Source organism: Bradyrhizobium sp. AZCC 1577, assembly GCF_036924575.1.
GTDB lineage: Bacteria > Pseudomonadota > Alphaproteobacteria > Rhizobiales > Xanthobacteraceae > Bradyrhizobium.
Genome location: NZ_JAZHRQ010000001.1, coordinates 3,786,754 through 3,810,438, shown reverse-complemented (window position 1 = coordinate 3,810,438; position 23,685 = coordinate 3,786,754). Strand labels below are relative to the sequence as shown.

Annotated in this window: 24 protein-coding genes and 1 pseudogene; 10 read left to right on the top strand and 15 right to left on the bottom strand. The window is 63.1% G+C overall.

Annotated features, from left to right (window positions below):
* Positions 1-191 precede the first annotated feature (191 nt).
* Both V1278_RS17695 and V1278_RS17690 read left to right on the top strand, forming a co-directional pair.
* The gene (locus tag V1278_RS17695; RefSeq protein ID WP_247513120.1) at positions 192-809 is read left to right on the top strand and encodes a PilZ domain-containing protein; all 618 of its coding nucleotides are present in this window, start codon (positions 192-194) and stop codon (positions 807-809) included.
* 332 nt (positions 810-1,141) lie between these two features.
* Positions 1,142-1,771: a transglutaminase-like cysteine peptidase gene (locus tag V1278_RS17690; protein WP_334363468.1), complete on the top strand. Its 630-nt coding sequence runs from the start codon at positions 1,142-1,144 to the stop codon at positions 1,769-1,771.
* 142 nt (positions 1,772-1,913) lie between these two features.
* Here V1278_RS17690 and V1278_RS17685 read toward each other — a convergent pair whose 3' ends face one another.
* Positions 1,914-2,183, bottom strand: coding sequence for a hypothetical protein (locus tag V1278_RS17685; protein ID WP_334363469.1), 270 nt, complete (start codon positions 2,181-2,183; stop codon positions 1,914-1,916).
* A 175-nt stretch (positions 2,184-2,358) separates the two neighbouring features.
* Here V1278_RS17685 and V1278_RS17680 point away from each other — a divergent pair, with 175 nt between their 5' ends.
* Complete coding sequence (locus tag V1278_RS17680) at positions 2,359-2,571, top strand: hypothetical protein (protein WP_334363470.1); 213 nt, start codon at positions 2,359-2,361, stop codon at positions 2,569-2,571.
* 75 nt (positions 2,572-2,646) lie between these two features.
* On the opposite strand, the gene V1278_RS17675 is transcribed toward V1278_RS17680, so the two are convergent.
* From V1278_RS17675 to V1278_RS17665, 3 genes are all read right to left on the bottom strand, one after another.
* Positions 2,647-2,964 (bottom strand): hypothetical protein, encoded by a 318-nt coding sequence (locus V1278_RS17675; RefSeq protein WP_334381704.1) that lies wholly within the window; start codon positions 2,962-2,964, stop codon positions 2,647-2,649.
* Positions 2,965-3,047: 83 nt separating this feature from the next.
* Positions 3,048-3,503 (bottom strand): Hsp20 family protein, encoded by a 456-nt coding sequence (locus V1278_RS17670; RefSeq protein ID WP_334381703.1) that lies wholly within the window; start codon positions 3,501-3,503, stop codon positions 3,048-3,050.
* Between the two features lie 355 nt (positions 3,504-3,858).
* Positions 3,859-5,496: a phospholipase D-like domain-containing protein gene (locus V1278_RS17665; RefSeq protein ID WP_334381702.1), complete on the bottom strand. Its 1,638-nt coding sequence runs from the start codon at positions 5,494-5,496 to the stop codon at positions 3,859-3,861.
* 353 nt (positions 5,497-5,849) lie between these two features.
* Here V1278_RS17665 and V1278_RS17660 point away from each other — a divergent pair, with 353 nt between their 5' ends.
* Both V1278_RS17660 and V1278_RS17655 read left to right on the top strand, forming a co-directional pair.
* Positions 5,850-6,737 carry an alpha/beta hydrolase gene (locus V1278_RS17660; RefSeq protein WP_334381701.1) on the top strand — a complete coding sequence of 296 codons (888 nt, stop codon included), beginning with the start codon at positions 5,850-5,852 and terminating at the stop codon, positions 6,735-6,737.
* Between the two features lie 155 nt (positions 6,738-6,892).
* A complete protein-coding gene (locus V1278_RS17655) occupies positions 6,893-7,399 on the top strand; it encodes a hypothetical protein (protein WP_334363476.1) in 507 nt (168 codons plus the stop codon).
* Positions 7,400-7,642: 243 nt separating this feature from the next.
* Here V1278_RS17655 and V1278_RS17650 read toward each other — a convergent pair whose 3' ends face one another.
* The 4 genes from V1278_RS17650 to V1278_RS17635 form a co-directional block, all read right to left on the bottom strand.
* Positions 7,643-9,343: a ShlB/FhaC/HecB family hemolysin secretion/activation protein gene (locus V1278_RS17650; protein ID WP_334381699.1), complete on the bottom strand. Its 1,701-nt coding sequence runs from the start codon at positions 9,341-9,343 to the stop codon at positions 7,643-7,645.
* A 358-nt stretch (positions 9,344-9,701) separates the two neighbouring features.
* Positions 9,702-12,113: an MBG domain-containing protein gene (locus tag V1278_RS17645; protein ID WP_334381698.1), complete on the bottom strand. Its 2,412-nt coding sequence runs from the start codon at positions 12,111-12,113 to the stop codon at positions 9,702-9,704.
* On the bottom strand, positions 12,113-14,602 hold the full coding sequence (locus V1278_RS17640; RefSeq protein WP_334381697.1) for a beta strand repeat-containing protein: 2,490 nt from the start codon (positions 14,600-14,602) through the stop codon (positions 12,113-12,115). Before V1278_RS17640 ends, V1278_RS17645 begins: the two co-directional genes overlap by 1 nt.
* 599 nt (positions 14,603-15,201) lie before the next feature.
* On the bottom strand, positions 15,202-15,621 hold the full coding sequence (locus V1278_RS17635; RefSeq protein ID WP_334381696.1) for a hypothetical protein: 420 nt from the start codon (positions 15,619-15,621) through the stop codon (positions 15,202-15,204).
* A 113-nt stretch (positions 15,622-15,734) separates the two neighbouring features.
* Between V1278_RS17635 and V1278_RS17630 the strand changes: the two genes are divergently transcribed.
* Positions 15,735-15,956: a hypothetical protein gene (locus V1278_RS17630; protein ID WP_334363480.1), complete on the top strand. Its 222-nt coding sequence runs from the start codon at positions 15,735-15,737 to the stop codon at positions 15,954-15,956.
* Entirely contained in the window at positions 15,953-16,123 is a 171-nt protein-coding gene (locus V1278_RS17625) for a hypothetical protein (protein WP_334363481.1), read from the top strand. The genes V1278_RS17630 and V1278_RS17625 overlap by 4 nt, the downstream gene beginning before the upstream one ends.
* A gap of 14 nt (positions 16,124-16,137) precedes the next feature.
* Here the strand turns inward: V1278_RS17625 and V1278_RS17620 are convergent, their stop codons facing one another.
* The 3 genes from V1278_RS17620 to V1278_RS17610 form a co-directional block, all read right to left on the bottom strand.
* Positions 16,138-16,398, bottom strand: coding sequence for a hypothetical protein (locus V1278_RS17620; RefSeq protein ID WP_334381695.1), 261 nt, complete (start codon positions 16,396-16,398; stop codon positions 16,138-16,140).
* A gap of 36 nt (positions 16,399-16,434) precedes the next feature.
* Positions 16,435-16,965 carry a gamma carbonic anhydrase family protein gene (locus V1278_RS17615; protein WP_334381694.1) on the bottom strand — a complete coding sequence of 177 codons (531 nt, stop codon included), beginning with the start codon at positions 16,963-16,965 and terminating at the stop codon, positions 16,435-16,437.
* Between the two features lie 72 nt (positions 16,966-17,037).
* Positions 17,038-17,367, bottom strand: a complete 330-nt coding sequence (locus V1278_RS17610) for a DUF6949 family protein (RefSeq protein ID WP_028349167.1) — start codon at positions 17,365-17,367, stop codon at positions 17,038-17,040.
* Between the two features lie 240 nt (positions 17,368-17,607).
* Between V1278_RS17610 and V1278_RS17605 the strand changes: the two genes are divergently transcribed.
* Positions 17,608-18,321: a hypothetical protein gene (locus tag V1278_RS17605; RefSeq protein WP_334381693.1), complete on the top strand. Its 714-nt coding sequence runs from the start codon at positions 17,608-17,610 to the stop codon at positions 18,319-18,321.
* Positions 18,322-18,489: 168 nt separating this feature from the next.
* Here V1278_RS17605 and V1278_RS17600 read toward each other — a convergent pair whose 3' ends face one another.
* On the bottom strand, positions 18,490-18,708 hold the full coding sequence (locus tag V1278_RS17600) for a DUF3126 family protein (protein ID WP_025590201.1): 219 nt from the start codon (positions 18,706-18,708) through the stop codon (positions 18,490-18,492).
* A 107-nt stretch (positions 18,709-18,815) separates the two neighbouring features.
* Positions 18,816-19,643, bottom strand: coding sequence for a serine O-acetyltransferase (cysE, locus tag V1278_RS17595; protein ID WP_213289429.1), 828 nt, complete (start codon positions 19,641-19,643; stop codon positions 18,816-18,818).
* Positions 19,644-19,849: 206 nt separating this feature from the next.
* Between cysE and V1278_RS17590 the strand changes: the two are divergent.
* Positions 19,850-21,217 (top strand): annotated as a pseudogene (locus tag V1278_RS17590) (hypothetical protein); the annotation flags it as partial.
* A gap of 3 nt (positions 21,218-21,220) precedes the next feature.
* Here V1278_RS17590 and V1278_RS17585 read toward each other — a convergent pair.
* A complete protein-coding gene (locus V1278_RS17585) occupies positions 21,221-21,973 on the bottom strand; it encodes an alpha/beta fold hydrolase (RefSeq protein WP_334374452.1) in 753 nt (250 codons plus the stop codon).
* Between the two features lie 56 nt (positions 21,974-22,029).
* The gene (locus tag V1278_RS17580; protein WP_334381692.1) at positions 22,030-23,190 is read right to left on the bottom strand and encodes a hypothetical protein; all 1,161 of its coding nucleotides are present in this window, start codon (positions 23,188-23,190) and stop codon (positions 22,030-22,032) included.
* A gap of 249 nt (positions 23,191-23,439) precedes the next feature.
* On the opposite strand from V1278_RS17580, the gene V1278_RS17575 reads away from it, so the two are divergent.
* Positions 23,440-23,685, top strand: coding sequence for a zinc-finger domain-containing protein (locus tag V1278_RS17575; protein WP_334363487.1), 246 nt, complete (start codon positions 23,440-23,442; stop codon positions 23,683-23,685).

Below are 23,685 nucleotides of genomic sequence, written 5' to 3'. Positions count from 1 at the left end.
GCCGGCCCGGCCGGGCGCGACGCGTGCCATAATCCAAACATCACTTTCCGCGCGCGCCAAGCGCGCCGCAGCGCGCCAAATTGTCCGCCCCTAAATCTTGAGCGCTTCATGCAACCGGCGCTAACACATCGTTAACCCTGTCGGCCTTAGGGTCTTCCTGACGCCGAAGGACCGGCTGTCTGGTGGCGAAGATGTCGTTTGCGCAAAAGAAAACTACCACTGTGCCGTCCGCGGAGGAGCGGCGGCGCTTTCAGCGCGTCAAGGTTCACTTGCTCGGCCGCTACATGCTGCCGGATCGCCGCGAATTTCCTTGCCAGATTATTAACATGTCACCGGGGGGACTGGCGCTGCTCGCGCCGGGCATCGGCAATGTCGGCGACCGCGTGATCGCCTATCTCGACCATATCGGCCGGGTCGAGGGCAAAATCACCCGCATCATCGACAACGGCTTTGCCATGACGGTCGGCGCCACCGCGCGCAAGCGCGACAAGCTCGCCGCCCAGCTCACCTGGCTCGCCAACCGCGATATCCTCAATCTGCCCGAAGACCGCCGCCACGACCGCATCGTGCCGCGCAACCCGATCGCGCTACTGACCCTCGAGGACGGCAGCAAGATGACTTGCCGCATCATCGACCTGTCACTGTCGGGCGCGGCGATCGCCGCGGAGAACCGCCCGCCGCTGAAGTCGCTGGTCATGCTCGGCAAGGTGCAGTCCCGCGTGGTGCGAAACCTCGAAGAAGGCTTTGCGCTCGAGTTCGTCCACGAGCAAGTCGCCGAGGCGCTCGAAGACGCGGTTACCGCGCGGTAAAGCGTCAGCCGCCAAAAATCCCTGATTTTTCAGCGTCCAAAGGCGGTATCCGGGTTGCCGGATGCCGGCTTTTCGCTGTCCGGCCCCCGCCAAAGTCGGTTAACGGGGGGCGCTTTTGCCCGCGCATTCCCCTGCTACTGCAGCGCCACAGACGTTAATCCGTACAATTTGAATCAATTGCAGTTGTTTCAAATTTTATTCGAAATCTATTCAAGTATAGATCGAATTCGCCGCTAGCTTTACTAGTATTCGCGTTAAATGTACTTGCCCGACTTAGCGCCGGCGCAAATCCTTCGTGCGAAACGTGGTCCCAACAAGAAACGGGGGCCACGATGTTGTTCAGGGGACAGGGGAAGGGACTGGCGGTGATCGCCGTCCTGATAGGGATGAACGCTTCGATGAGCGTCTCGGCGAAAGCCGGCGACGCGCTCTATGCCAGCCTGGGCGATACCGCGCGTTCGCCGATCGGCTGGGTCGAATTCTGCGCTGAAAACGTGGGCGAGTGCCGCGGCGGCGCTTCACAGCCGCGCGACATCGTGATGTCGCAGACGGCGTGGCGGGATCTGCTGCGGGTCAACAAGTGGGTCAACGAGACCGTCAAGCCGATCACCGACATGGATCATTGGGGCGTGATCGAGAAATGGTCGTTGCCGACGGACGGTTACGGTGACTGCGAGGACTATGTGCTTCTGAAGCGCAAGATGTTGATCGACGCCGGATGGCCGCGCGAGGCGCTGCTGATCACGGTGGTGCGCGACAAGAAGGGCGAAGGCCACGCAGTGCTGACGGTGAAGACCGACAAGGGTGAGTTCGTTCTCGACAACCAGAACGAAAACGTCCTGGCCTGGACCGAGACCGGCTACCGCTTCGTCAAGCGTCAGTCGCAGAGCGACGCGAACGTATGGGTCTCGCTCGGTGACAGCCGCCCGGCGGTCGCCACTGCCTCGTCACGCGATCGATAACGAGAGAAGGAATTTACCAACCCGCGACCCGGTCACATCCCCACCCCTCCCCGTCCCAGACCGGTTCGCGCGCGGCCACCCTTCCCCCAAAGGGTGGCCGCAACTTTTTTGCGGCCTTTCACTCGCAGCTTTGCACCTGATTCTAGTACTGGTCGCCGAGCAGCGCGCGATCATGCGAGTTGACGGTGTCGTAGCATTCGCAGGCCGCCTCCCGCAGCGCTTCCAGATCGAGGATATGGATTTTGCCGCGGGTGTATTTGATGATGCCATCCCACCATGGCGGCCTCGACGATCTCTCCGGTGGGCAGCGCGACGACCAGCGAAATGACGGCGCCCGTCGGAAAGTACACGGTGCAGATCGGGTCGCCCGCTCATGCAGGGTTTGCATTTGCTGCAGGCTGACTGGTTTCAACCGAGGCTCAAGCGCGGCAGCGGCGCCGCATGGGTATTTTGATAAGGGATGACCTTAGGCCTGCGGCTGCAAGTTGCGAGCATTTAAATCCCTTATATGACCACTGGCAGACAGACAGGACCGACGGCTTGTCGCTCAAATTGGTCCTCTATTTTCGTCGGCTTGGAGGCCCAAGATGATCCATGTGGACGACCGTACCGCGGCAAATCTGGATGTGGTTCTGGAAGAAGCCTGCAGGGGATTGAAACACGGTGGCGACCACGAAACCCGAAAAAAGATTGCCATGAAACTCATTCAAGCTGCCAGGAAAGGAAATACCACTCTTGGCGGCCTGAAGGCTGTGGCTGATCGCGTGCTGGCGGAGGTGGTCCACCGCAAATCGGCCTGACGGCGATTTCGACGGGGCGCAAATGAACGGCGACGGCCTTTAGGCCGCCGCGCATTGTCGTGTTTGATCTGACGACTACGCCGCCAGCGCCACGCGCGAGGTCGATTTTTGCCGCATCGGCTTGCCGCCGGGCGATCCCGGCGGTTTGCGGTCGAGCATCGAAAGCGCTTCGAGTACCTCATCGATGGTCACGAGGCGCCTCGTGCCCGCCAGCTCGCGCAGCGCGGGATTCGAAGTCAGGGCCGCCACATCCGACGCCCACGAGGCGAGGATCGCGCGCTTTTCGCTCAGCGAAAGTGTCGCGTCGGCGACCACATCGCGCGGATGGTCGAACACGGTCGCCGGATGCAGAACGGCATTCAGGTCAAAGACATTGTCCGTCTGACCGATCATCGGTTCATCCTCCCTAAAGGTAGAAGGCGCTTCTCGCCCGCAATGCTCGGCGGAAGCCTTTCCCTTCGCCGGGCGCGACGGCCTTAGGCCGCCTTCGCCTCGATCTGCTGGATGTTGCTCGGCGCCGCGCCGTTGATGGCGATGCGACGTGGCTTCATCGCTTCCGGGACCTCCCGGAACAGCTCAATCCGAAGCAAACCGTCCTCAAACGATGCGCTCTTCACCTGCACATGATCGGCAAGGCTGAACTGGCGCTTGAAGGGACGCGCGGAGATGCCCTGATAGAGATATTCGCGCTGGTCCTTCTCGGCCTTGCGGCCTTCGATCGTCACCGTGTTCTGCTCGGCGGTCACGGAGATCTCGTCGACTGCGAAGCCGGCGACGGCCAGCGAAATCTGATAGCGGTCTTCGCCCAGCCGCTCGATGTTGTAGGGAGGATAATTATCCTCGCCGGCGCGTTGCGCGGTTTCGACGAGATCGAAGAGGCGGTCGAAGCCGATGGTCGAGCGCCAAAGGGGTGAGAAATCGTATGTGCGCATAGCCAAATCCTCCATGGAGCAAGTTGGATACGAGCGGCACCGGACACGACCGGTGCCCGTCTCAAGGCCGGACCCATCAGGCGCCCGGACCGCCGCCCAGCGGCGGCAGCAAAAAAATTAGAAAACCGCCTTTTGGTTTCAATGCCGCCGACAAAAATTTTTAGGCGGCCTAGCTGCCGGGCCGTCCCGCCCTCAGCGGCCTTTTGCACCGCGCGACCGATGTGCGATGATGGCTCTGGCAGCGGGGAGAACGCACCTTGGCACACAGCCACGTCCTCCGCCCGGCTCAAACCGATTGGCTGGTCGGCGCACAGGAACGACTGACGTCTCACTTGCCCGCGCACGTTGCACCGGCCTAGCCCTCCGGCATCCAGAACGCGAGCATGCGTTTGGTTTCGCCGGTCTTTCGACGCCGTTGCCAATTTGGGTTGCGCGAGAGAAATTGAAACGGGTCCCTGTGCTCTCTCGCGGCCTCTTCGAGATAGGCCCGCCAGCGATAGTGACTGTAGGTCTGCATCGCGTTGATCGAATAGTGCATCGCGATCTCGCGATGGCCGCGAATGACCAGAAAATTCTCATCGTTCTTGCCGCTCGCAGCCTTCGAGAAATTGTGCGAGCCCGTGACGACGATGGGATCGTCGCCGAACGGGTCGATCACAATCATCTTTGAATGTGTAATGGCGTGGCCGATATTTGCCCGGAACTCTGCCGCCGTGCCCTCCACCGCCCATTCACCAACCGTCTTTCTGACTCCTGTTGCCTGCGCGGAATCGAGGAAGAAATCCTCGGGGTTCTGTTTCAGCAGCTTGAACTCCTCCGCGCCCGCGCCGGTGAATTGCGTCGCCACACCGCGGACGTACAAATTCTTTTCCTCCTGCATCCGAAGCAGCGTACGTACGGGCTCATTGCCCGGCTGGAACATCACGAAGAGCACACCTTGCTTTGCGTTCGTCACGAGATCGACGAGTTCCTCGATATCGATCTCTCCGCTCAATTTGGTGAACCAGCTATCGACTGTGGCGTCGCCGAGCGGGATTCCTCGTTTCGGCTGGTTGTTTGAGGCGAGCAGTTCGTTGGACACGACATCGCCCGCTTCTGCCAGTAGCTGGAACTGAGCCTCGAATCGCTCCGCCAGCTCTTCGTGAATCAGCATGATTCCGTTGTTGAGCTGAGTACAGAGACCGGTCGGCGTCCAATTGGTGCTGCCGGTCCAGACCTTTTCCGGCTTGAACCCGCCCGCTGTCCGGCGGCCCAGAACCACGAACTTGTTGTGCGCCAGGGCTTTCGGTGCGAGGAAACGATCGTGAACCACGGCGCCAGCGTCGTTCAGCCGGGTTCGGGCCTCTTCATTCTCGTCCTCTCCCTCCACCTCAACGCTGCCGTTGGCCAGCACGACATGCGCGCGCTCGCCTATCGCAACGAGACCATCCACCAGTTCCTCGTCGCTCAGCTCGTATAATGCGGCATGGAGTTCAAGCCCGTCATCATCCGCCACTTCGGCCATCATCTGCAGCATGGTCTCGCGCAGCGTTCCGCCGAGGAAGGCTCGGGCTTCGCGGTCAACCTCCTGGCTGACAATGACGGCCGTCTCTTTCAGCTCCGCAAGGGTGATGCCCTTGCGCTTCATGTAGCGCGCCATGAATTGCGACAGCACGTAACCACGGTTGAAGTGCACGCTCACGCCGTCGCCGCAGTCCGCGCTGAGGGTCAGCGTTCTCGACCATTCACTCGACGGCCCGTCATGCAGCTTGCCATCGGCGCCCACCACCCTGGCAACCACGCGATATGCGATCACATCCCCCAGATCGGCTGCGTGATCGGTCCAATCATAGCGCTGAAACGGCCATATCTGAGAAGAGCGTGAGGTAAACTGACTGCCGTCGCCGTCGACTTCCACATCGTCTTCGAAGCCGACGCGGTTCGACAGATATTTGGGCTCCGCGTCGCCCCGCCGGCATTCGATGGCGAACCCCCGGGCATCCCGGAATGTCATCCGCGTGCGTCCAGACAAGGTGCACGTCGTCGGCATTCGAAAACACTTTGAGATGGATCTCCGACATTCCCGCCCCCATTGAAGCAAATTGGCGCTGAAGGAATTCGCCTGACTTGCGATCCAGCTACATGGATTGGCTACTGTCATTCGCCTCCAGTGCATCTGTATCGCATACGGATACAACGGCTGGATGAAGGTTGTTTTGGAATGTATCACATCGCTTGCGTGTGTTATGCATGAAATAGGGATGCCGCCGCCATTTCGGGGGTTTCACGCGCGGCAAGTTCGGCTATCGCCTTTTGCGTTGCCGGGCCGGCGTGCGATGATGGCCGGCGCCCCGGGGAGAACGCACCTTGGCTCACAGCGAGATCGACGCCATCCGCGCATTGCTGGGTTCGAAGCCGCGGCCGGTCGGGTGGTCGGAGCGGCGGCAGCGGCTCGACGAAGTTGGATCGACCTGGCCGGTGGCATTCGACGTGGAATGCGAGGCGGTCGATTGCGACGGCGTTGCCGGCGAGTGGTCGATCGTGCCCGGCAGCGAGAAGTCACGTGTATTGCTGTACTTCCATGGCGGCGGATACTGCTCCGGCTCGATTGTCAGTCACCGCCGCCTGGTGACGGAAGCCGGGCGCGCCGCGGGCATGCGGACGCTTGCGATCGACTACCGGCTTGCCCCTGAACATCCCTACCCCGCCGCCAATGAAGACGCGCTGACGGCGTGGCGTTTCCTGCGCCGGCAAGGCATTGCGGTGACGAGCATCGCGGTCGGCGGCGACAGCGCCGGCGGCAACCTGACGCTCGGGCTGATCAACCGGCTGCGCGCGGCAGGAGAACCGCTGCCCGCCTGCGCCTGGCTGCTTTCGCCGTGGACTGATCTCACCATGTCCGGCGAAACGCTGGCCACCAAGGACGCCATCGATCCGCTGATTCACAAGGCCTATCTGGCTGAACTTGCGGACGCCTATGCGCCACCACCCATCGACCGCCGCGATCCACTGATCTCGCCGCTATTCGTCGATCTCACCGGCTTTCCCCCGGTCCTGATTCAGGTTGGATCGGCTGAGACGTTGCTGGCGGACGCCACGCGGCTTGCCGAGGCCGCGGGGGCGGCCGATGTCGATGCGACGCTGCAGATCTGGCCACACATGATCCACGCTTGGCCGGTCTGGAATGCCAAACTCGAAGACGGGCGCCGCGCGCTGGCCTGCGCCGGGCAATTCATCAAGTCGCACATCCGATAGCACTGAACATCCAGCTCCCGCTGGTCGACGCCAGAAGAGCCTGATTCTCAAGGACTTGGCCGGAATTCCTCACCGGCCCGGCAAATCCCGGGTTTGTACGGCAGCGCGGCTGTGCTATTTGGGGACTTTGAAATCACGTCCGGATTTGGAGTCGCATGCTCGAACTCGCCCCCCGGAGTGCCAGCCCCGTCGCGCGTTTCGGCGGTCAGCCGATTGCGATCGCCGCTGCGGCTCTCGTCATTGTCGTGCTTGGAGTAGGCTTTATCGCCCTGTGGCGCGCCTATACGGGCAGCGCCCCCGAGACCGATCGCGCGGCCGCGACCCGCCAATTACAGGCGCGCGCCGCGCAAGCGTCCGAGCAACTGGTCGAGAAGACCAAGGGCTTGGAAGCGACCCAGCAGGAATCGATCGACCAGTTGCAGGTGGTGCAGGACCAACTGCTCACCGTGCGCCGCCTGCTGGCCGCGCAGCAGGCCGATACCAGAAAGCTTTCCGAGCAGGTCGGAACGCTGACGGATGCGATCGACGGCTTGCGGCAATCCTTTGCCAGCGCGCAGGCCTCCGAACCCACCGCCGCTCCGGCGCCGCGCAAGCGATCAGCCAAGGCCAAGCCCCGCTCGAACAGGACGGCGAACCGCAGCCGCGCCAAAGGGCGCGGCTGATAGGACTGGACGACGGTTGGCGATGATGCCCCGCTCAGGGGGCTGATGCCAGCACGCCCTTGCCGGAACTTTTTTCCACCTTTGTGAACTGGTTCACATATCTCCGGGTGAATCCCGGGCATCCTGTAGCTCACCGGATGGCGTGAGCCGATTTCATATCCGGGGCTGGCAAGGTCGTTGACGGTATACTGCGTCGACGGCCTTGTTTTTTGTGCCCCCTTGAGCGGCCGCGGTTGCAAGCCCTCAATAGCTGACCGACGCCTGCAATGAGACGCGCCAGGATCCGGCCCGGCTGTGCAGCCCGTCGGTCAGCGCCCTCACCGCCAGCAGCTTGGAGTTGAAGTTCGATCCGGCCGCCAAGTCGAATCCGGCCCCGATTGACGACAGTGTGATGTCGCGCCGGAAAAACAGATCGCGCCCCCAGCCGACATCGGCCAGCAGGAACGGCGCCAGCGTGCCCGGCATCCAGGAGGGCATGCTGGGCATCGAGGCGTAGAGCGAATTGCGCAGGATCAGGGCCTGGTCGACAACGCCGTCTTCGGTCACATAACCGCGCACGGCGCTCATCCCGCCGAGTGCGATGCGTTCGGTATCCGGTAGCGGCCTGGACGAAGCGAGCACGGAGACTTCCGATTTCAGCGACAGGCCCTTCGGCAGCGGCGTCACGCGGCCATACTCGAGGGTCACGAGGTTGGTTTGCACATCGGTGACGCGTCCATTGGTGAAGGCGCTCCAGGCGCCCGAATTATTACCGGACAGAATGCCGCCGGGATTGAACTTGAAACGGACATCGAGATTGTTGGTGCCGAGATTGTCCGACCAGCGCCCATTCCATCCCACCACCAATTGCGCGACGTCGGCGCTGCCCTCGGCGACCGGTGTCCCATCGAAGATGGTGGTGCGTAGCTGATGTTTGAGTTCGACGCCGCCGAGTAGATCGCCGGTCGTCGGCGGCAGCAGATCGGACAGCGCGGTGCGAACGATCGCCGAGGCCTGGCTGGTTTGAGTCTTGATCCGGAACAGGTTGTTGGGCCGCTCATTGGTCAGCACATGGTCGCCGACGACTTCGAGACTCGTGCGCAATCCGAGCGGCGTGAACAGCCGCCCCGCCTGGCTGACATACTTGGCATCGTCGGGCCGGTTGAACAGCCCATCATTGACCCAGAAATTGCTGCTGCCGGTGAGCTGATAGGAGGCGAAGATATCGGCGGACGGTGCCCCGCTGGCGCCGACATAGTAGCGATTCCGGTCGGTCAGCAGCGTGCCGCTGTTGGCATAGCCGGAGTAAGCCTGCCAGGGCTTGCGATCCGTCACCTGGATGTTGACGTCGGTCATGCCGAGGTCCTTGCCGGGACCGAACACCGCTTCGACCTGCCGAAACGGATTGCGGTTGGCCCAGTCGAGATCGGTCTCGAGTTTGCGCGCATCAATTTCCTGTCCGGGCACGAGCCGGATGCGGCTTGGCGGATAGCTCTCGGGTGCGGCTCCTGTCACCTTGATGCTCGCGACCCTGAAGGCGATCACGCGCAACTGAAGTACGCCGGACGAGACTTCCTGCGGCGGCAGCGTGATCGATACGAACGGCCGCCCGGCCTCGCGATAGACCGTAGCCACTGCCGCTTGCACTTCGGCGATCAGCTTGCGGCTGAGCGGTCGATCGAGAAACGGCGTGAGTGGCTCGCGGACCGCGGCAGCGTCGATGCCGCTGACCTGATCGACATCGACACCCTTCGCGCTGGTCCGCGGCTTCACGCTGGCATTTGGGCCAATCAGGACGATGGCACGAACGTCCACGCCGAGCGGCGTTGCATCATCGCTCCTGAGCAGATCGTTGGTATCGAGCTTGATCGCCGGTGCGCGACGCGGCGGCTCCGGCGGCAGATTGCGCTCCACCACCTGCGCCTGCGCGACGCCGCCAGATGCAATTGCAAGAACGCAGACCATCAGCAGCGCGCAACGCCTGCCGACTCTGTGCTCATGACGCGCGGACGTTCGCACTTGTGTCGTGTGCGGCCCGAAATGTTTGGGGAGTGCCAGCTTCATGACGACCGGAGCCTGTCAGAGCTTCGGGATATCGACATGTAAGTTCGCATGAGGCTGCACGTTCCGACGTTCTGTCGCACACGGCGAACAATGAATAAGTCAACCAATATGGTTTATGGATTAAGGACGGTTTAAGGTTGAGTTCCACGTGTGGCAGAACTGCAGCGTGTACGGTTGAATCGACCGCGCCATCATCAACTTCCGCGTGTATCGACGCCGTCGAAGATGTGCAGCGTCGCGCGGCCCCACGCGATCAACATCAATTGTCGACGAAGGCAGGCAGGCGATCGCGATCTGCCATCGCGCCGACGAATCTGGCGCGTGCGCCAATCCGCCGGTTGTCGGGATGAGGAAGCTCGAGGCATCGCCTGGATTTGCAGATGATGGCGGGAGATGATGGCTCGGCGCTTACGGGCTCACGCATCTGCTCGGGCGGCTGCGGCGCCGGCAAAGATACGCGTGACTTCACATAGGAGCCGAGCTCTGCGGTCGGCACGCGAGCGGGCGCTGGCGTAGCGGCCGCCGGCGCAACCGTGAGGTTCGCGCCGACAAAGGCGAAGGCGTAGTTCGATGAGGCCGCCAGCGTTCCCTGCGTGATGCCGTAGACGCCAGCAGCGCTGGAAGTCGTCGCCGACGTTGCCAGTGCGCCCGATAGCGTATCGCCATTGACGAGGCCGAAGCCGCCGACCTGATAAGTGAGAACGGGATTGGCGTCGCCATAGACGCGGCTCTTGGCGTCGGCCGTGACCGTGATCGCGCGCGGCGCGACCGTCAACGTGCCGGGTGCATCGATAAAGCGATAGACCTGGCCGGAGACGCTCACGGCGCTGCCGCCACTTGCGCTGATCGCGTAGGTGCCGACACTCGAAGTCGCCGTCGCCGCCGTCGATACCGAGAGGCCGTTGACGATCGCGGCCGTATCGCCGGCATGGAAGCCGTAGATCGAATAGGTGAACGCCGGATTGGCTTCACCATAGACCCGCGACGCATTGGCCGGATCGACACGCAGCACATAGTTGACGCCGTAGAGCTGCGGATAATAGCCGGCGCTCGGCGCCGACCAGACGGTGGCGAAATCCCAGCCCACGTAGGTCGATGCATAGTTCGTCGGATTCTGCATCTGGCTGGTGGTAAGACCCGCAATGCCGGCGCTGGCGCCGCTGCCGACGCCATTCATCGTACCGGATGTGTCGGTGTCCCAGTAGGACGACGTGACGGCCCCGGTGCCGGTGACCGATCCGATCAGGCCGCCCATCACTGCGGTGCCAGAACCCGAGACGGCGCTCGTCGCAGCGCCGATCGCGTAGGTCTGTATGATGGTGCCCGAGCCGGCGTGATGGCCGATTAGTCCGCCCGCCATTGCGGTCCCGGCAGCGGCGGTGGCGGTGGCCGCGCCGGTTGCGTAGGACTGTCGAACGGTGGCTGCGCCGACGTTCCTGCCGATCAATCCACCCGCCGTTGACGTGCCGGAAACCGAGATCACGCTAACCGCGGCACCGGTTGCGTAGGACTGTGTGACTGTGCCTGTGCTGGAGTTGGTGCCGATCAACCCGCCGGCCGCTACCGTTGTAGCCGCGAGCGCGGACGTGGCGCTGACGGCCCCGGTCGCATGGGACCTAGTGACGGCTCCGGAGTTGCTGCCGATCAGTCCCCCGGCTGTCGATGCGGTGGCGGCCGCCGTGGCTGTGACCGTTCCAGTCGCGTAGGACTTGCTGACGGAAGCTCCCACGGTGTTGATGCCGACCAGTCCGCCTGCGAAAGCTGTGGCGGTCACGGCTCCGGTTGCATAGGACTCGACGATGGTTGCGGCCGGCGAGCCACTGCTGTTGTAGCCGACCAGGCCGCCGACTCCTTGGCTGCCACCGCTGACTGCCCCAGTGGCATAGCTCCTGAGGATGCTGCCGTTGTTGTTACCGGCGAGGCCGCCGGCGCGCGTGCCTGCGGTGCCCGCTGTCACGTTGCCGGTCGCGTAGCTGTCCTGGATGGTGCCGCCCGCGTTGTTCCATCCGATGAGGCCGCCCATCGACGAACTGGTGGTGGTTGTTCCAGCGACCGTAACGGCCGCCCAGCTACCGGCAACGCTACCCGAGGATTCGCCTGCCAGTCCGCCGCCGTAGCCTCTCGCCGTGACGGCACCGGTCGCCCAGGCATTGCTGATGGTCCCCCTCGACATGCCGGCCAGGATGCCGACGCGATCCTGTCCAATGATGGATGCGGCTTGCAAGCTGACATTGCTCAGCGCGGCTTCGGCTCCGGTATATCCGAAAAGTCCGACATAGTTGGTTGTTGGCAGGTTGATCGCGAGGTTCGAGATTACATGGTTCTGCCCGTCGAAACTCCCAGTGAACTGGCTGGACAAATCGCCGATCGGCGAGAAGCCGTTCGACGACCACATGCCGGGATATTTTCCGCCGACCGCCGCAAGCGCGGGACCAAGGTCGATGTCGCGGGCCAGCGTGTAGTTCGCGCCGAGATCCATCGCCATCAACTGGAGCTGATGCGCGTTGGTAATGGTGGTTTGGTATTCCCAGCGGCCGAACGGCCGGGTCCGGCCGTCGACCATGAACCAGCCGGTCGTGCCCGTACCCGGAAAGCTGAAGCTGCCGTAGGCGCTCTGCTTGAAGGCGTAATTGGCCGCGGCGGATTGCGCGGGGTCGCTGGTCACGGCCACTACGCTACCCGAACCGCTGCCGATGCCAAGCGTCTGCCGCTCGTGTAGCTGTCCCAGTAGGACGCCGTGACAGAGCCGCCGTTGAAGCCGACCAGCCCGCCGACATAGCTCGGGCCGCTTACGGCGCCCGTCGCATAGACCTGTGATATCGAGCCTGCGGTGAAGAGGCCGCCGCCGAGACTGGCGATATTGTTCAGCCCAATGGCACCGCCAACGTAGAGTGGTCCGCTCACGGTGCTGTTCGAATAGGCATTCGACACGGTCTGAAAGTTGTAGCCGACGAGACCGCCGGCGCCGGCTTCGATGGCGGTGACCGATCCGCTCGAATAGACATTCGAGATCGCCCCGTAGTTCGTGCCGGCGACCGCGCCGACAGCCGTCCTGCCGGTGACGGTCGCACCGATGATGCCGAGGTTGCTTACCGTGGCGCCGGTGCCGAGATAGCTGATCAGCCCGACGTTTTGGGTTATTCGATTGAGGAAGAGGCCGGAGATCGTGTGGCCCTGGCCGTCCAAGTTTCCGGTGAAGCTGGTCCCGGCGCCGATCGGCTCGAACCCGGCGCCGCTGTTCCAGGCGGACGTGATGCCGGCATCGATGTCGCGGCCGAGCGCATAGGTGCCGGCCTTGTTGTTGTTCATGTTCTGCAGGTCATAGACGGTGTTGACCAGCATGTACGTCTTGAGCGTGGCGCCGCCGGTGACGTTGCCGCTGAAATTCGCCTGCGTCGGTGCAGAGTATTTGGTAGCATTGATGGTCGAATTGCTGCCGGTCGGATTGTAGAAGATCGAGACCGTCCCCGCCGTCGATATCTGCCCGCCGCCGAACGTCACGGTGCCGGTGCCTGTGCCGGCATTGTCGGCGCGCAGCACGACACCGCCGCCGCCGGTGCTCGCGATATTGGCGTTGACCGCGATGTTGCGATAGGCGCTGAGCGTCAGCGTCGCATCGCTCGCCCAAGCTATGCCGCTTGCCACGGTGATATCGCCATAGCCGCCGCTGCCGGACGCGTTCGTCTCCTGGGTAACGTTGCTGCCCGCGTTGAGCGTGGTCGCGATGGTACCGGCAAGCGTCGCATCGATTGTCAGATCGACGGGATCGAGCAGCCAGGTGCCGCCTCGGCCGGCATTGATGCTGCCGCCATTGAAGTTGAGCGTATGCCCCGAGGTCTCGATGAAGCCGCCGCGCAGGCCCTGGGTGCTGATGGCGCCGGCAAACGACGTCGTGCCGTCCGACCACACCACCACATTGCCGCCGGCGCCCGATATGCCGTCGGCGGTAATCGTCGCACCTGCCTCGATCGTCGTGGTCTGCGCGTTGGCGATCGCCTGCGGCAGAAACTTCAGCGCGGCGTCCGATCCGCCGGCGCGATCGCCGCCGATCAACGCGGTGCCTCCCGACGTTCCGCTGGCGTCGATCCTTGCACCTGACGTCTGCGTGACGTCCTTTCCAGTCGCCACGACGGTGCCACCTGCACCGCCGCGGCCTTTTGCAGTGATGGCGCCGCCGACCACGACCTTGTCAGCGCTGACGATAACGTCGCCGCCGGTGAACGAGCGACGTGCGGCGACGCCTGCGCGCGCTGGTGCAGCGTCTGCCTGAATGCGCCGCGCTACCACCTTCTGCGTCAGGTTGACCGATCCGCCCTCGGCCGTAAGAAAGATTCGTCCGCCCTTGCTGGCAAAACCCGTTGCCGAGATCGCTCGCCCGGTGTTGCCCGCGAGCGCATAGATGTTGCCGCCATTGGCGCGCAATTCCACTTCCGCGGCGCGGATCGCGCCGCTGTTGCGGATCTCGCCATTCTGCGCCGGACGCCGCACCAGCACCTTGCCATTGCCGAGCGATCCGTCGCTCAGCACCACCTCGCTGCCGGCCGCCATCGCGGCGGTGCCGTTGCGCGCGGTCAGCGAGCCGTCGTTGCGAACCTGGCGCGCGACCAAAACGACGTCGCCGTTCGAAGCGCCGATCTTGCCGAGATTAACGACCGAGGCGTTGCTGTTGCCGCTGAAGGTCAGCGATCCGCCGGCGCGGAAGTCCGCGTCCCTGACATCGAGCGTCGAGGCGACGAAACTTCCGCCGGTCTTGACCACGCCCGTCGGTCCGACCACGATTCCCGACGGATTGACGAGATAGACCGAGCCGGTCGCAGACACCACGCCGTTAATCGACGACGGCACATTACCGGTCACACGGTTGAGTGTCGCGCCGCTACCGTTGTTGAATTGGACCTGGTTGCCCTGCCCGACCGAAAAGCTTGACCAGTTGACGATGCCGGTGCGGCTCGATTGGGTAACCGTCAGATTGGTCGGCGACGTCGAGCCGATCGCAATGTTCCCACTCACCACCGTTCCGCCGGCGGGCAGCGATTCCGCTATCGACGGCTGCGCGCAACCCAGGCCCCACAACAGTGCGATCGAGCAGGCGGAAGTTCGAAACTCTCCAGTGCACGATTTGATCGCCGGCGAGAGACACGACGTGGATGAGACGATCATGAACCAAACATCCGCTTACGGCCGGCCACATTTCAAAGCTGCTCGTCTCCACAAATTCTTTGTCAAACATGCGCGGGTTCCGCGCGCGGAACCGCAACGTGGCAGGGAACCACCTAAGGGTGTATCAAAGAACAAACGCCGTTTTTCGGAAAATTGCGCATAATGACGCCGCCGGCAGATTCCGGCTATTGCGCGGATCATGACCGTGCGCGGGTAGCGGGTCGCCTACCCGAACCAATCGCCCCTGCGATGTGGTCTCGGCATCCGACGCGGCCTGGACTTCATCTGTTCGATCTCCCAGAACATCCAGACGAAAGCTGCACCAAGAGCAGTCACGACAATCAAAAACATCAATGTCAACGCAGGTGCTGTGAGCATGTTCAACATCCCCGATGTGACGCGAACGGCATTCCTCCAAACAGCGATCTCGGTAACATCGCGGCGCAGCATTTCCCGCCGTGGCCTTGGCCTCGACGAAGTCGGCGCATTCGCCGCCGGACCCGCGAGGATCCGGCGTCAAGTCTAGATCGATTTCTCGGAGATGGCTTGAGCTATTTTGGGCTGTTTGCGCTCTTCCGTGAGCGAGCCGGAAAGCGATGTCAGCAGCCGCGGCAGATGCCCTTGAGCTTGCGGTCGACTTGCTTGTTCTCTTCATCGATCTCGGCGTCGCCGGTCGTCGTTCGTGATCTGCCCATGCCGGTCGTTGCGCCGCCGCCTGACGACTGCGCGGTGCCGGCACTGTTGGTGCCCGGCGGAGGCGGCGACGCGAGCCCGGAGGGGTTCGCCGTGCCACCTGGACCTTGACCGGCATTGGGAGCGGCAGGCCCGGGAACGCCGGTGGCACCTTGCGTGCCCGCACCGACCGAACCTGCGCTCGGCGAGCCCGCGGCGGCGCCGCCGCTGCTACCGGCTGATGACCCGCCGCCCGTGGATCCGCTCACGCTCTGAGCAAACGACGCGACCGGGGATACCAGGATTGTGATCGCCGCGACAGCGGCGGCTGCAGACGCCAGCTTCATCGGAAATCTCCTTTTTCAGAAGCAACGACAGCGCCCCGGCCTTGTTCCTGCCGGAACGATTCCACTGCCAGATCATTCATTCACATCCGCTCGACGGCCGGAGTGGCCACGCTTTGCGCAAATTGATCGCCTTCGACGATGACACGTTCGACAAGCTCAAACAGCTTGCACGTGACCGGATGGCGACCTTTCAGGAACTGGCTGACGAAGCCTTTGCGGACCTCTTGAAGAAGCACGGCATCCCCATCGACCTCAAGGACGCGCTGCGGAAAAGCGCAGCCGCTTCCAACGAAGCGACGCCAAAAAGATCGAAAACCCGAAAGGCGGCATCATGAATTCCGACCCCGACCCTTTCGAGCAAGGCCAGCGCGCCGCGCGCCAGCACATTCCGGCGGAAGCCAATCCATATCGGGATGGCAGCGAGGAGCATGCGCTCTGGGCCGCCGGCCATGAAAGGGTCGCCGGTCCCCCTCGCGAGGCGAACGAAAATGAAGGCGGCTGAGCCGCCTGCGATCGTTACGCCGCAGCTTCGGTCGGGGCCGCAACATCGGTCTGGCCGGTCCGGTCCTCGACCATGCTCACGAACAAATGGGATTTGCGTTCGGGCCCGCCGATCTGAAGCCGCCGCACCGCAATGGTGCGCCGGCCCTTGACGGGGTTATCGACGGTATCGACGATCGCTTCGAGCTGCTGCTTGCGCTCCAGCAACTGCCGATCGCGCCGTTCGATCAATTCGGCAGCCCACTCCGGAAACAGCTCGCGGGGTGTTTTCCCCATGATGAGCGCCCGAGACGAAACCAAAGAAGGCTGCCTTCAGCCGATCTTCTTCAGTCCGTTTTTGAATCGCGGCCCGTTGAGCGCGTAGAATTTCGCAGCACTCCCCATCGCCGTCACCTGCTCGGGCGACAAGGTGCGGACCACGCGCGCGGGCGAGCCGATGATCAGGGAATATTCGGGATATTCCTTGCCTTCTGTGATGACCGATCCCGCACCGACGATGCTGCCGCGTCGTATCTTCGCGCCGTTCATGACGATCGAGCCCATGCCGACCAGCGCGTCGTCTTCGAGCGTGCAGCCATGCAGGATGACATTGTGACCGACGGTGCAGTTCTTGCCGATCGTGAGCGGAAAGCCGCGGTCGGTATGGCAGGTGGAATTGTCCTGCACGTTGGAGCCCTCGCCGATCTCGATCCACTCATTGTCGCCGCGCAGCACCGCGCCGAACCATACGCTGGCCGAATTGAGAAGGCGCACCTTGCCGATCACGACGGCAGTGTCTGCGATGAAATAGTTTCCATTTGTGGGGAGTTCAGGCCCCTGTCCGTCGAGTTCGTAGATCGCCATAACAAAAGATCTCCGTTGGCGGAGACCTTGGCACAGCCCCAGGCAGCGGATCAAGCGAACAGGCCGCCAGCCTCAGGCCAGCACGCCCGCGGCTCGCAGCGTCATCAGGAAGAACGTGCCGGACATCATGCTCCAGAAGCCTGAAAGCACGGTCGCCATCATCACGAATTCGAAGCGACGGCGCTCGATCTTCGCGCCGCGTAACGTGTTGCGCATGATGATGAAGGGCGCGGCGAAAACCAGAAACGGCACGGCCGCAAATGTCTTCGGCGCCACGCCTTCCCCAAGCAGCCCGAATCCCGCCGGCCGCGCTGCCATCGCCTGATAGCCGCTGGCGAGCGCGCCTGCGAGCGCAAAGCCGATGCACAGGGAGAACAGGGAATTCAACGCATCGGGCGACATGACAACTTCTCGTACTCGACGAACCGTGCCCTGCTTTCGCAAAATTGGCCGGCCGCCGCCACAGTGTCCTTAAGGAAGGGTTAACAACGAACCGCAGGGACCTCGTTTGCGCATGGCTGCAGGGCCGGAACTCCCGTGAAATCATGCGGAAATCACGCTGCCCATGGCATATTCGCGGGATGATTCGCCTTAGCTCTCGGGATCGTGCCCGAGCCTTGAAACCCGACCGATGCCTCGTTCATGACCCTGCTTTCGACGGCCCAGCACCTCGCCCGCGACACCCGCAGGGATCCGCGCTCGCACATGATGCTCATCATGGTCGCGGTAACCATCACCGCGGGCGCCATTGCCCTCGTCGCTTATTTGCTGTGGCCAACCTGGGCGGCGCGGCCCGCCAGCGCTCCGGGCCGGTTGCCGGTCAGCGTCGGTGCCACGCTCTTCAACGTGCCGACAGCAGCGATCCGCCGCAAGATCCAGCGCCACTCCGGGCCGCAGGAACGGGTCGATCTCAGTTTCGTCTTCCCGTCGCTTGAACCGCCGGATGCGCCAAAGCACGTCAGCGCCGATACGATCGAGGAGAAGGTGCAGCCGATCGACCGGATATTCCTGTCGATATCGGCCCACCACGACTCGCTGCCGCCGGACACGCGGGTGCGTACGATCTATCCGCGCTACCTCGAACAGAAGGCAACACCGATCGACGACGGATTGACGATGCGCGCGTTCCGCGACGGCTCGCCCTACGCCAACGAGGACCTGCTCTCCGCCGGCGCACCGAGCCTCAACGCGCGCTGCACCCGCGACGGCCTGACTCCGGGCATGTGCCTGAGCGAGCGTCGCGTCGACGGCGCCGACCTGACGTTCCGCTTTCCGCGGAGCTGGCTGTCGCAATGGCGCGACGTTGCGAATGCGATGGATAGCCTGACGGCGCAAATGCGCGGACCGAAGACCTAGCGACCGGCACGTAGCCGTCTAGAGTGGGCAAAGCCACCGGGTCGCACGAATGCGCGCCCGATGACAGGCTCCGCGTGCCCACTAATTATCTTTCTTGTATTGTGAGTGGCAACGGTGGGCACGGCGCAATTGCGCCTTTGCCCACCCTACGACGTCGCGGCACGCGCCTCACCCGACGTCGGCCAGATCTTCCTCGAGGATCGCCATTTGAAACTGGAACGAGCGATCGTCGTCCTCGTCATCGACGAACAGCACACCGATGAACTCCTCGCCGATATAGACTTCGGCGGAGTCGTCTTTTTTCGGCCGCGGCACGACGCGGATCTTTGGATTGCCGAATACGCGCTTGAGATAGGCGTCGAGCTTCCTGACTTCCTGAACGTCCACGGCGGTCTCCAATCGGATTCTTTGAATTTCCGGGAGGTTTTTAGGACGAGACGGCGCAGACTACCAGCCGTAACTTCACAAATGCGGCTGCCAGAAAGTGTGGAAAATCAAAGCCCGATCGCGCCGAGCATCTGATCCATGGTGCGCGATGGCTCCGCGCAGCCCGCCTCGCCGACGATCTTCGCGGGAACGCCGGCGACCGTGACATTGTGCGGCACCGGCTTGACCACCACCGAGCCCGCGGCAATGCGCGCGCAATGGCCGATTTCGATATTGCCGAGAATTTTGGCGCCTGCCCCGATCAGCACGCCGCGCCTGATCTTCGGATGACGATCCTCGTTCTCCTTGCCGGTGCCTCCCAGCGTGACGCCGTGCAGGATCGAAACGTCGTCATCGATCACTGCGGTCTCGCCGCAGACGAAGCCGGTCGCGTGATCGAGGAAAATGCCGCGGCCGATTTTGGCGGCGGGGTTGATATCGGTCTGAAACACCGCCGACGAGCGGCTCTGCAGATAATAGGCAAAATCCTTGCGGCCCTTTTGATAGAGCCAGTGCGCCAGGCGATGGGTTTGCAGCGCGTGAAAACCCTTGAAGTAGAGCAACGGATCAATGAAGCGCGAGGTTGCGGGATCGCGGTCGTAGACCGCGACCAGATCGGCGCGGAACGCATTGCCGAGATCGGGCTCGTCACGCAGCGCCTCGTCATAGGTCTGCCGGATCAAGTCGCCCGATAGCGCCGAGTGATCGAGCCGCTCCGCGAGACGATGCACCACCGATTCCTCCAGGCGCTCGTGATGCAGCACGGTCGAGTAGAGGAAGGAAGCAAGCTCCGGCTCGCGGCGGACGATGTCCTCCGCCTCGCCCCGGATGCGGTCCCAGATCGGATCGAGTGCGGCGAGCTTCGACGCTTGCGGATTGACCTGATGCACTGCCATGATTGCTCTCGCAAATTCCCTGATTACGTTGCTACTATAGCACGGCGGGCGGACTTCTGTCCCGGGCAGGCGCAGGCTAGCGTAAACCGCCTCCGAATGCCGTGGGGGTCAGTTCAAGGTGGTCAGCGAAATCAGGAAATCAAGCCGGCGGGCCTGCGACTATTGGTGAATTTCGGCGGACCTGCCATTCGGCGGATGCTGCCCGGATGGGGGGAAGCCACATCAGCACGCAGATATTGCGGGCGCGTACCGCTGCGAATTCGCGCTCGGCCTGGATCGCCGCCATCGCCATCCCATTGATGTTGCTGGCGCCCGCCCTGTGGAATGGCTATCCCCTGCTCCAGTGGGACACCGGCGGCTATCTGGCCCGGTGGTACGAGGGCTACCTGGTCCCCAGCCGCTCCACCACGTTCGGCCTCTATCTTCATTTCGGCGAGGATTCGAGCTTCTGGATCAACCTCGGGATCAACGCACTGGCGACGCTGTGGATCCTGCAGCTAACGCTGCGCGTGCTCGGTATCTCCGAGCCGTTGCGGCTGCTGGCCATGAGCTTCGTGCTGGCCCTGACCACCTCGTTGCCTTTTCTTGCCAGCACGCTCCTGACCGACATTTTCGCCGGGTTGTCGGTGCTTTCGCTGTTCATCCTGGTCGTGCTTGGCGAGCGGACTTCGATCCCGGAAAAATGCCTGCTGTTCGGCCTCACCGCTTTCGCCGCGGCGACCCACAGCGCGACGCTCGCGGTGCTGCTCGGACTGTGCTGCATAGGCTGGATCGCGCGTCCCTTTCTGCGCGGGCGGATTTCCATTTCCGGACTGACGCAGGGCAGCCTGACCATCGTCGCGGGAGCTGCGCTGTTGCTGTCGACCAATTTCGCCTTATCCGGGAAGTTGGCGTGGACGCCGGGCGGTTACGGCGTGGCATTCGCACGGATGCTGCAGGACGGCATCGTCGCGCAGTATTTGCGCGATCATTGCCCGAAGCAGAATTTCAAGCTCTGCCCCTATCGAGACAATCTGCCGGCCACTGCCGACCAGTTTCTGTGGAGCAACAGCATGTTCAACACGCTTGGCCGCTTTCAGGGACTGAACGACGAGATGGGCTTTATCGTGTTGCATTCGCTGGCCGAGTATCCGGCCTGGCAGGCCAAGGCGGCGGCCATCGCCACTGCGCAGCAATTCGTCTACGTCGGGACCGGCGAAGGCACCGACGGCTGGCTCGGCCATACCTACGGCATCATCGAGCACTTTCTTCCCGCACAGGTGAAGCCGATGCGTGCGGCGCAACAGCAGCTCTGGCACTTCGACTTCACCGCGATCAACCGGATTCACATTCCCGTTGCGCTGACGTCGATGCTGCTGGCCGTCATCCTGTTCGGCCGCGGCGTGCTGCGCCGACCGTTCGACGATCTCACCTTGCTCGCCGGCACGGTCTCGTTCGCGCTGCTCGGCAATGCTTTCGTCTGCGCCGTGATATCCGGCCCGCACGATCGCTACGGCGCGCGGCTGGCGTGGCTTGCGACCACGGTGGTGCTGATCGCGGCTATCAGGCAATTCGCCGGTGAAGAAGCGCGCGACCGCTCATTGCCGTCGCGACAGGAAATCGATGACACCGACTTTGTAGACCTTGTCGCCGACCGCGCGCATATGATCGCGGTTCGGAATGTCGAGCACCTCGGCACCCGGAATGATCCTTCCGAGTGCCGCGGCTGAGCCGGCGATTTCATCCCTGGTGCCGACCGCAATCAGGACCGGCACGCGGATCTCGGCGGCTTCATCCGATGTCATCAGCCGCCGCGAGCCGCGCAGGCAGGCGGCAAGAGCGCGGTGGTCGGATCGGGTCTGATCGGCGAAGGCGCGAAAGGTGCGGCCGACCGGATCGGTGACGTCCTCCAGCGACGGCGCTTCCAGCGCGATCGCCACGTTCTCGCCGGGACCGCCGCCCTCGATCAGTCCGATCCCGATGCCGCCGAGAATCGCCGAGCGCAGCCGCTGCGGCTGCTCGCGCGCCAGGATCGCCGTCATGCGCGATCCCAGCGAATAGCCCATGATGTCGGCGCGCTCGATTCCCAGATGATCCAGCAGCGCAATGACGTCGCTTGCCATGATCGCAATTTCGTAAGCAGCGGAATCGTACAGCTTTTCGGAATCGCCATGGCCGCGATTGTCGAGCGCGATCACGCGGCGGCCGTCTTTCCTCAAATCGGAAACCCAGGTCGGATAAACCCAGTTCACGTTCTTGCTGGAGGCAAAGCCATGCACGAGGACGATCGGATCGCCCTCGCCTTCGTCGAGATAAGCAATTTCGACAGCGCCGTTGTGAAAGCTCGGCATCATCAGTTCCATTTTTCGGGGGATCGGAAATGGACGGCCTTGCAAGGACTGCAAGTCTAGCCGTGTGCGGCAGCGCCCGCCAGCACCGGGGCGGCCGGCAAGCATGCTGCCGCCGCCTCCTTTCTCAAGCGCCGCGCTTTCTTGCGGCGAAGCCACGCTTGGGTTGCCCGCTCGGTGGTCGCCTTGATCGACGACAGAAATCCGAACAGCGCCAATAGCGCACCGAACACCCACATCGTCAGATTGAAAGCGCCGGTTGCGAGCAGGAGCGCGCCGCGGCCGAGCACCTTCAGGATCGCGCGGGTCTGGCCGCCCTTGGATTCGGCAAGCCGCGCGGCGCGGGCGATGTCCTTCGGGCCTTGCGCAATACGCAATGCATCGAGCGCGCCACGCGTGCCGGCCTTTTCGCCGACGCGTCCGACATCTTTCGCCAGCCGCACCAGCGCGCCGGCTTTCTCGGCGCGGAACGCCGCCTTGATTGCGCTGATGGTCTGGCCGGGTCGCAGCACCGAACCCTTCGCGACCGCCTGCTGCAGGACCGGTGCATCGACGACCTCGCGCGCCGAGCGGCCTGCCCATTGCGTCAGCCCCTCGCCCAGCCGTCCGACCTTGCGGGCACTCTTGACCATGGAAAGGCCGGCGCGCAGCGGAGCAACACCCCCGACGGAGACGTAGGTCGCGGCGGTCACCGCGAGCCCGACCGTCGCCAGGCCCAGCACCAGCCGGTCCACGTCCTCGCCCGTCGCGAGGTGCTTGCCTTCGCGAACAACGTCCCTGATATCGCCGTAGACGAAGAGATCGCCGGCAACCGTACCCGACAGGCTTGCGACATCGTCGGCATTGCCGACCACGAAACCCGTGGCAAAGCGCTTGGCAAAATGCGACGCCGAACCTGCGTCGGCAACGGCATCGCTGACGCGCTTCGATAGTTCGTCGCTGACGGCAATGCCTTTGTCGCGGGCGAGTTCGACGAAGCTGTTGGCGAGATCGGAATCGCCCTCCGCGAGCGCTGCCTCGATATGGCTGGCGACCAGCGCCTGGTTGGCCCGCAACGCGGAGTTGATCTGGATGTCGGACAGTGTCGCGGGATCGTCCTGCGCGGCCAGAATGGCGCCGGCCTCGCGGGCGTGCGGCCACAACGCCGCGCACACCGCCGCGCTGAGCGCCAAGCATCCTAGCGCCCCTGCCAGAGCCGAACCGAACCGCAATCGCCTCATCCAAAAAAGTCCAATGTTTTCGTCTTTCTCAAGATGGTATGCCGTTTTTAAGACACAACTGCCCCGACGAAAGAAGGGCTTTTCTCCGACGACAGAATTGTGTCGAATTTGCATGAGCAAATGTGCGGCGGGGACATCCCGAATCGGCTCTAGGAATCATCGGCACCCCCCACTATGGTGCGCGGCATTTCGAAGCTGCCGCGTCGCGTTGATTGCGTGCGCTCATCGTTGAAATCCAAGGTGAAGCTGATGTCCGACCATGTCGTCCCGCATTTCCATAACGACGCCGGAGTCTCGGTAATCGAGATCGGCTCGCAGGAATTCATGTGCGTGGGCGCCAGGCCGCCGTTCGATCATCCCCACGTGTTTCTCGACCTTGGCAACGACAACGAAATCATCTGCCCCTATTGCTCGACGCTGTACCGCTTTGCCCCCGACCTCGCCGCAGGCGAAGCCCGCCCGCCCGAATGCGTCCTGAGGGACAAGGTCGCCTGA

Bases quoted from the DNA above. Each gene is read 5' to 3' on its own strand.
- V1278_RS17695 (WP_247513120.1), top strand. From the start codon at position 192: ATGTCGTTTGCGCAAAAGAAAACTACCACTGTGCCGTCCGCGGAGGAG.
- V1278_RS17690 (WP_334363468.1), top strand. From the start codon at position 1,142: ATGTTGTTCAGGGGACAGGGGAAGGGACTGGCGGTGATCGCCGTCCTG.
- V1278_RS17680 (WP_334363470.1), top strand. From the start codon at position 2,359: ATGATCCATGTGGACGACCGTACCGCGGCAAATCTGGATGTGGTTCTG.
- V1278_RS17675 (WP_334381704.1), bottom strand. From the start codon at position 2,964: ATGATCGGTCAGACGGACAATGTCTTTGACCTGAATGCCGTTCTGCAT.
- V1278_RS17670 (WP_334381703.1), bottom strand. From the start codon at position 3,503: ATGCGCACATACGATTTCTCACCCCTTTGGCGCTCGACCATCGGCTTC.
- V1278_RS17665 (WP_334381702.1), bottom strand. From the start codon at position 5,496: ATGACATTCCGGGATGCCCGGGGGTTCGCCATCGAATGCCGGCGGGGC.
- V1278_RS17655 (WP_334363476.1), top strand. From the start codon at position 6,893: ATGCTCGAACTCGCCCCCCGGAGTGCCAGCCCCGTCGCGCGTTTCGGC.
- V1278_RS17650 (WP_334381699.1), bottom strand. From the start codon at position 9,343: ATGGTCTGCGTTCTTGCAATTGCATCTGGCGGCGTCGCGCAGGCGCAG.
- V1278_RS17640 (WP_334381697.1), bottom strand. From the start codon at position 14,602: ATGATCGTCTCATCCACGTCGTGTCTCTCGCCGGCGATCAAATCGTGC.
- V1278_RS17635 (WP_334381696.1), bottom strand. From the start codon at position 15,621: ATGAAGCTGGCGTCTGCAGCCGCCGCTGTCGCGGCGATCACAATCCTG.
- V1278_RS17625 (WP_334363481.1), top strand. From the start codon at position 15,953: ATGAATTCCGACCCCGACCCTTTCGAGCAAGGCCAGCGCGCCGCGCGC.
- V1278_RS17620 (WP_334381695.1), bottom strand. From the start codon at position 16,398: ATGGGGAAAACACCCCGCGAGCTGTTTCCGGAGTGGGCTGCCGAATTG.
- V1278_RS17615 (WP_334381694.1), bottom strand. From the start codon at position 16,965: ATGGCGATCTACGAACTCGACGGACAGGGGCCTGAACTCCCCACAAAT.
- V1278_RS17610 (WP_028349167.1), bottom strand. From the start codon at position 17,367: ATGTCGCCCGATGCGTTGAATTCCCTGTTCTCCCTGTGCATCGGCTTT.
- V1278_RS17605 (WP_334381693.1), top strand. From the start codon at position 17,608: ATGACCCTGCTTTCGACGGCCCAGCACCTCGCCCGCGACACCCGCAGG.
- cysE (WP_213289429.1), bottom strand. From the start codon at position 19,643: ATGGCAGTGCATCAGGTCAATCCGCAAGCGTCGAAGCTCGCCGCACTC.
- V1278_RS17585 (WP_334374452.1), bottom strand. From the start codon at position 21,973: ATGCCGAGCTTTCACAACGGCGCTGTCGAAATTGCTTATCTCGACGAA.
- V1278_RS17580 (WP_334381692.1), bottom strand. From the start codon at position 23,190: ATGAGGCGATTGCGGTTCGGTTCGGCTCTGGCAGGGGCGCTAGGATGC.
- V1278_RS17575 (WP_334363487.1), top strand. From the start codon at position 23,440: ATGTCCGACCATGTCGTCCCGCATTTCCATAACGACGCCGGAGTCTCG.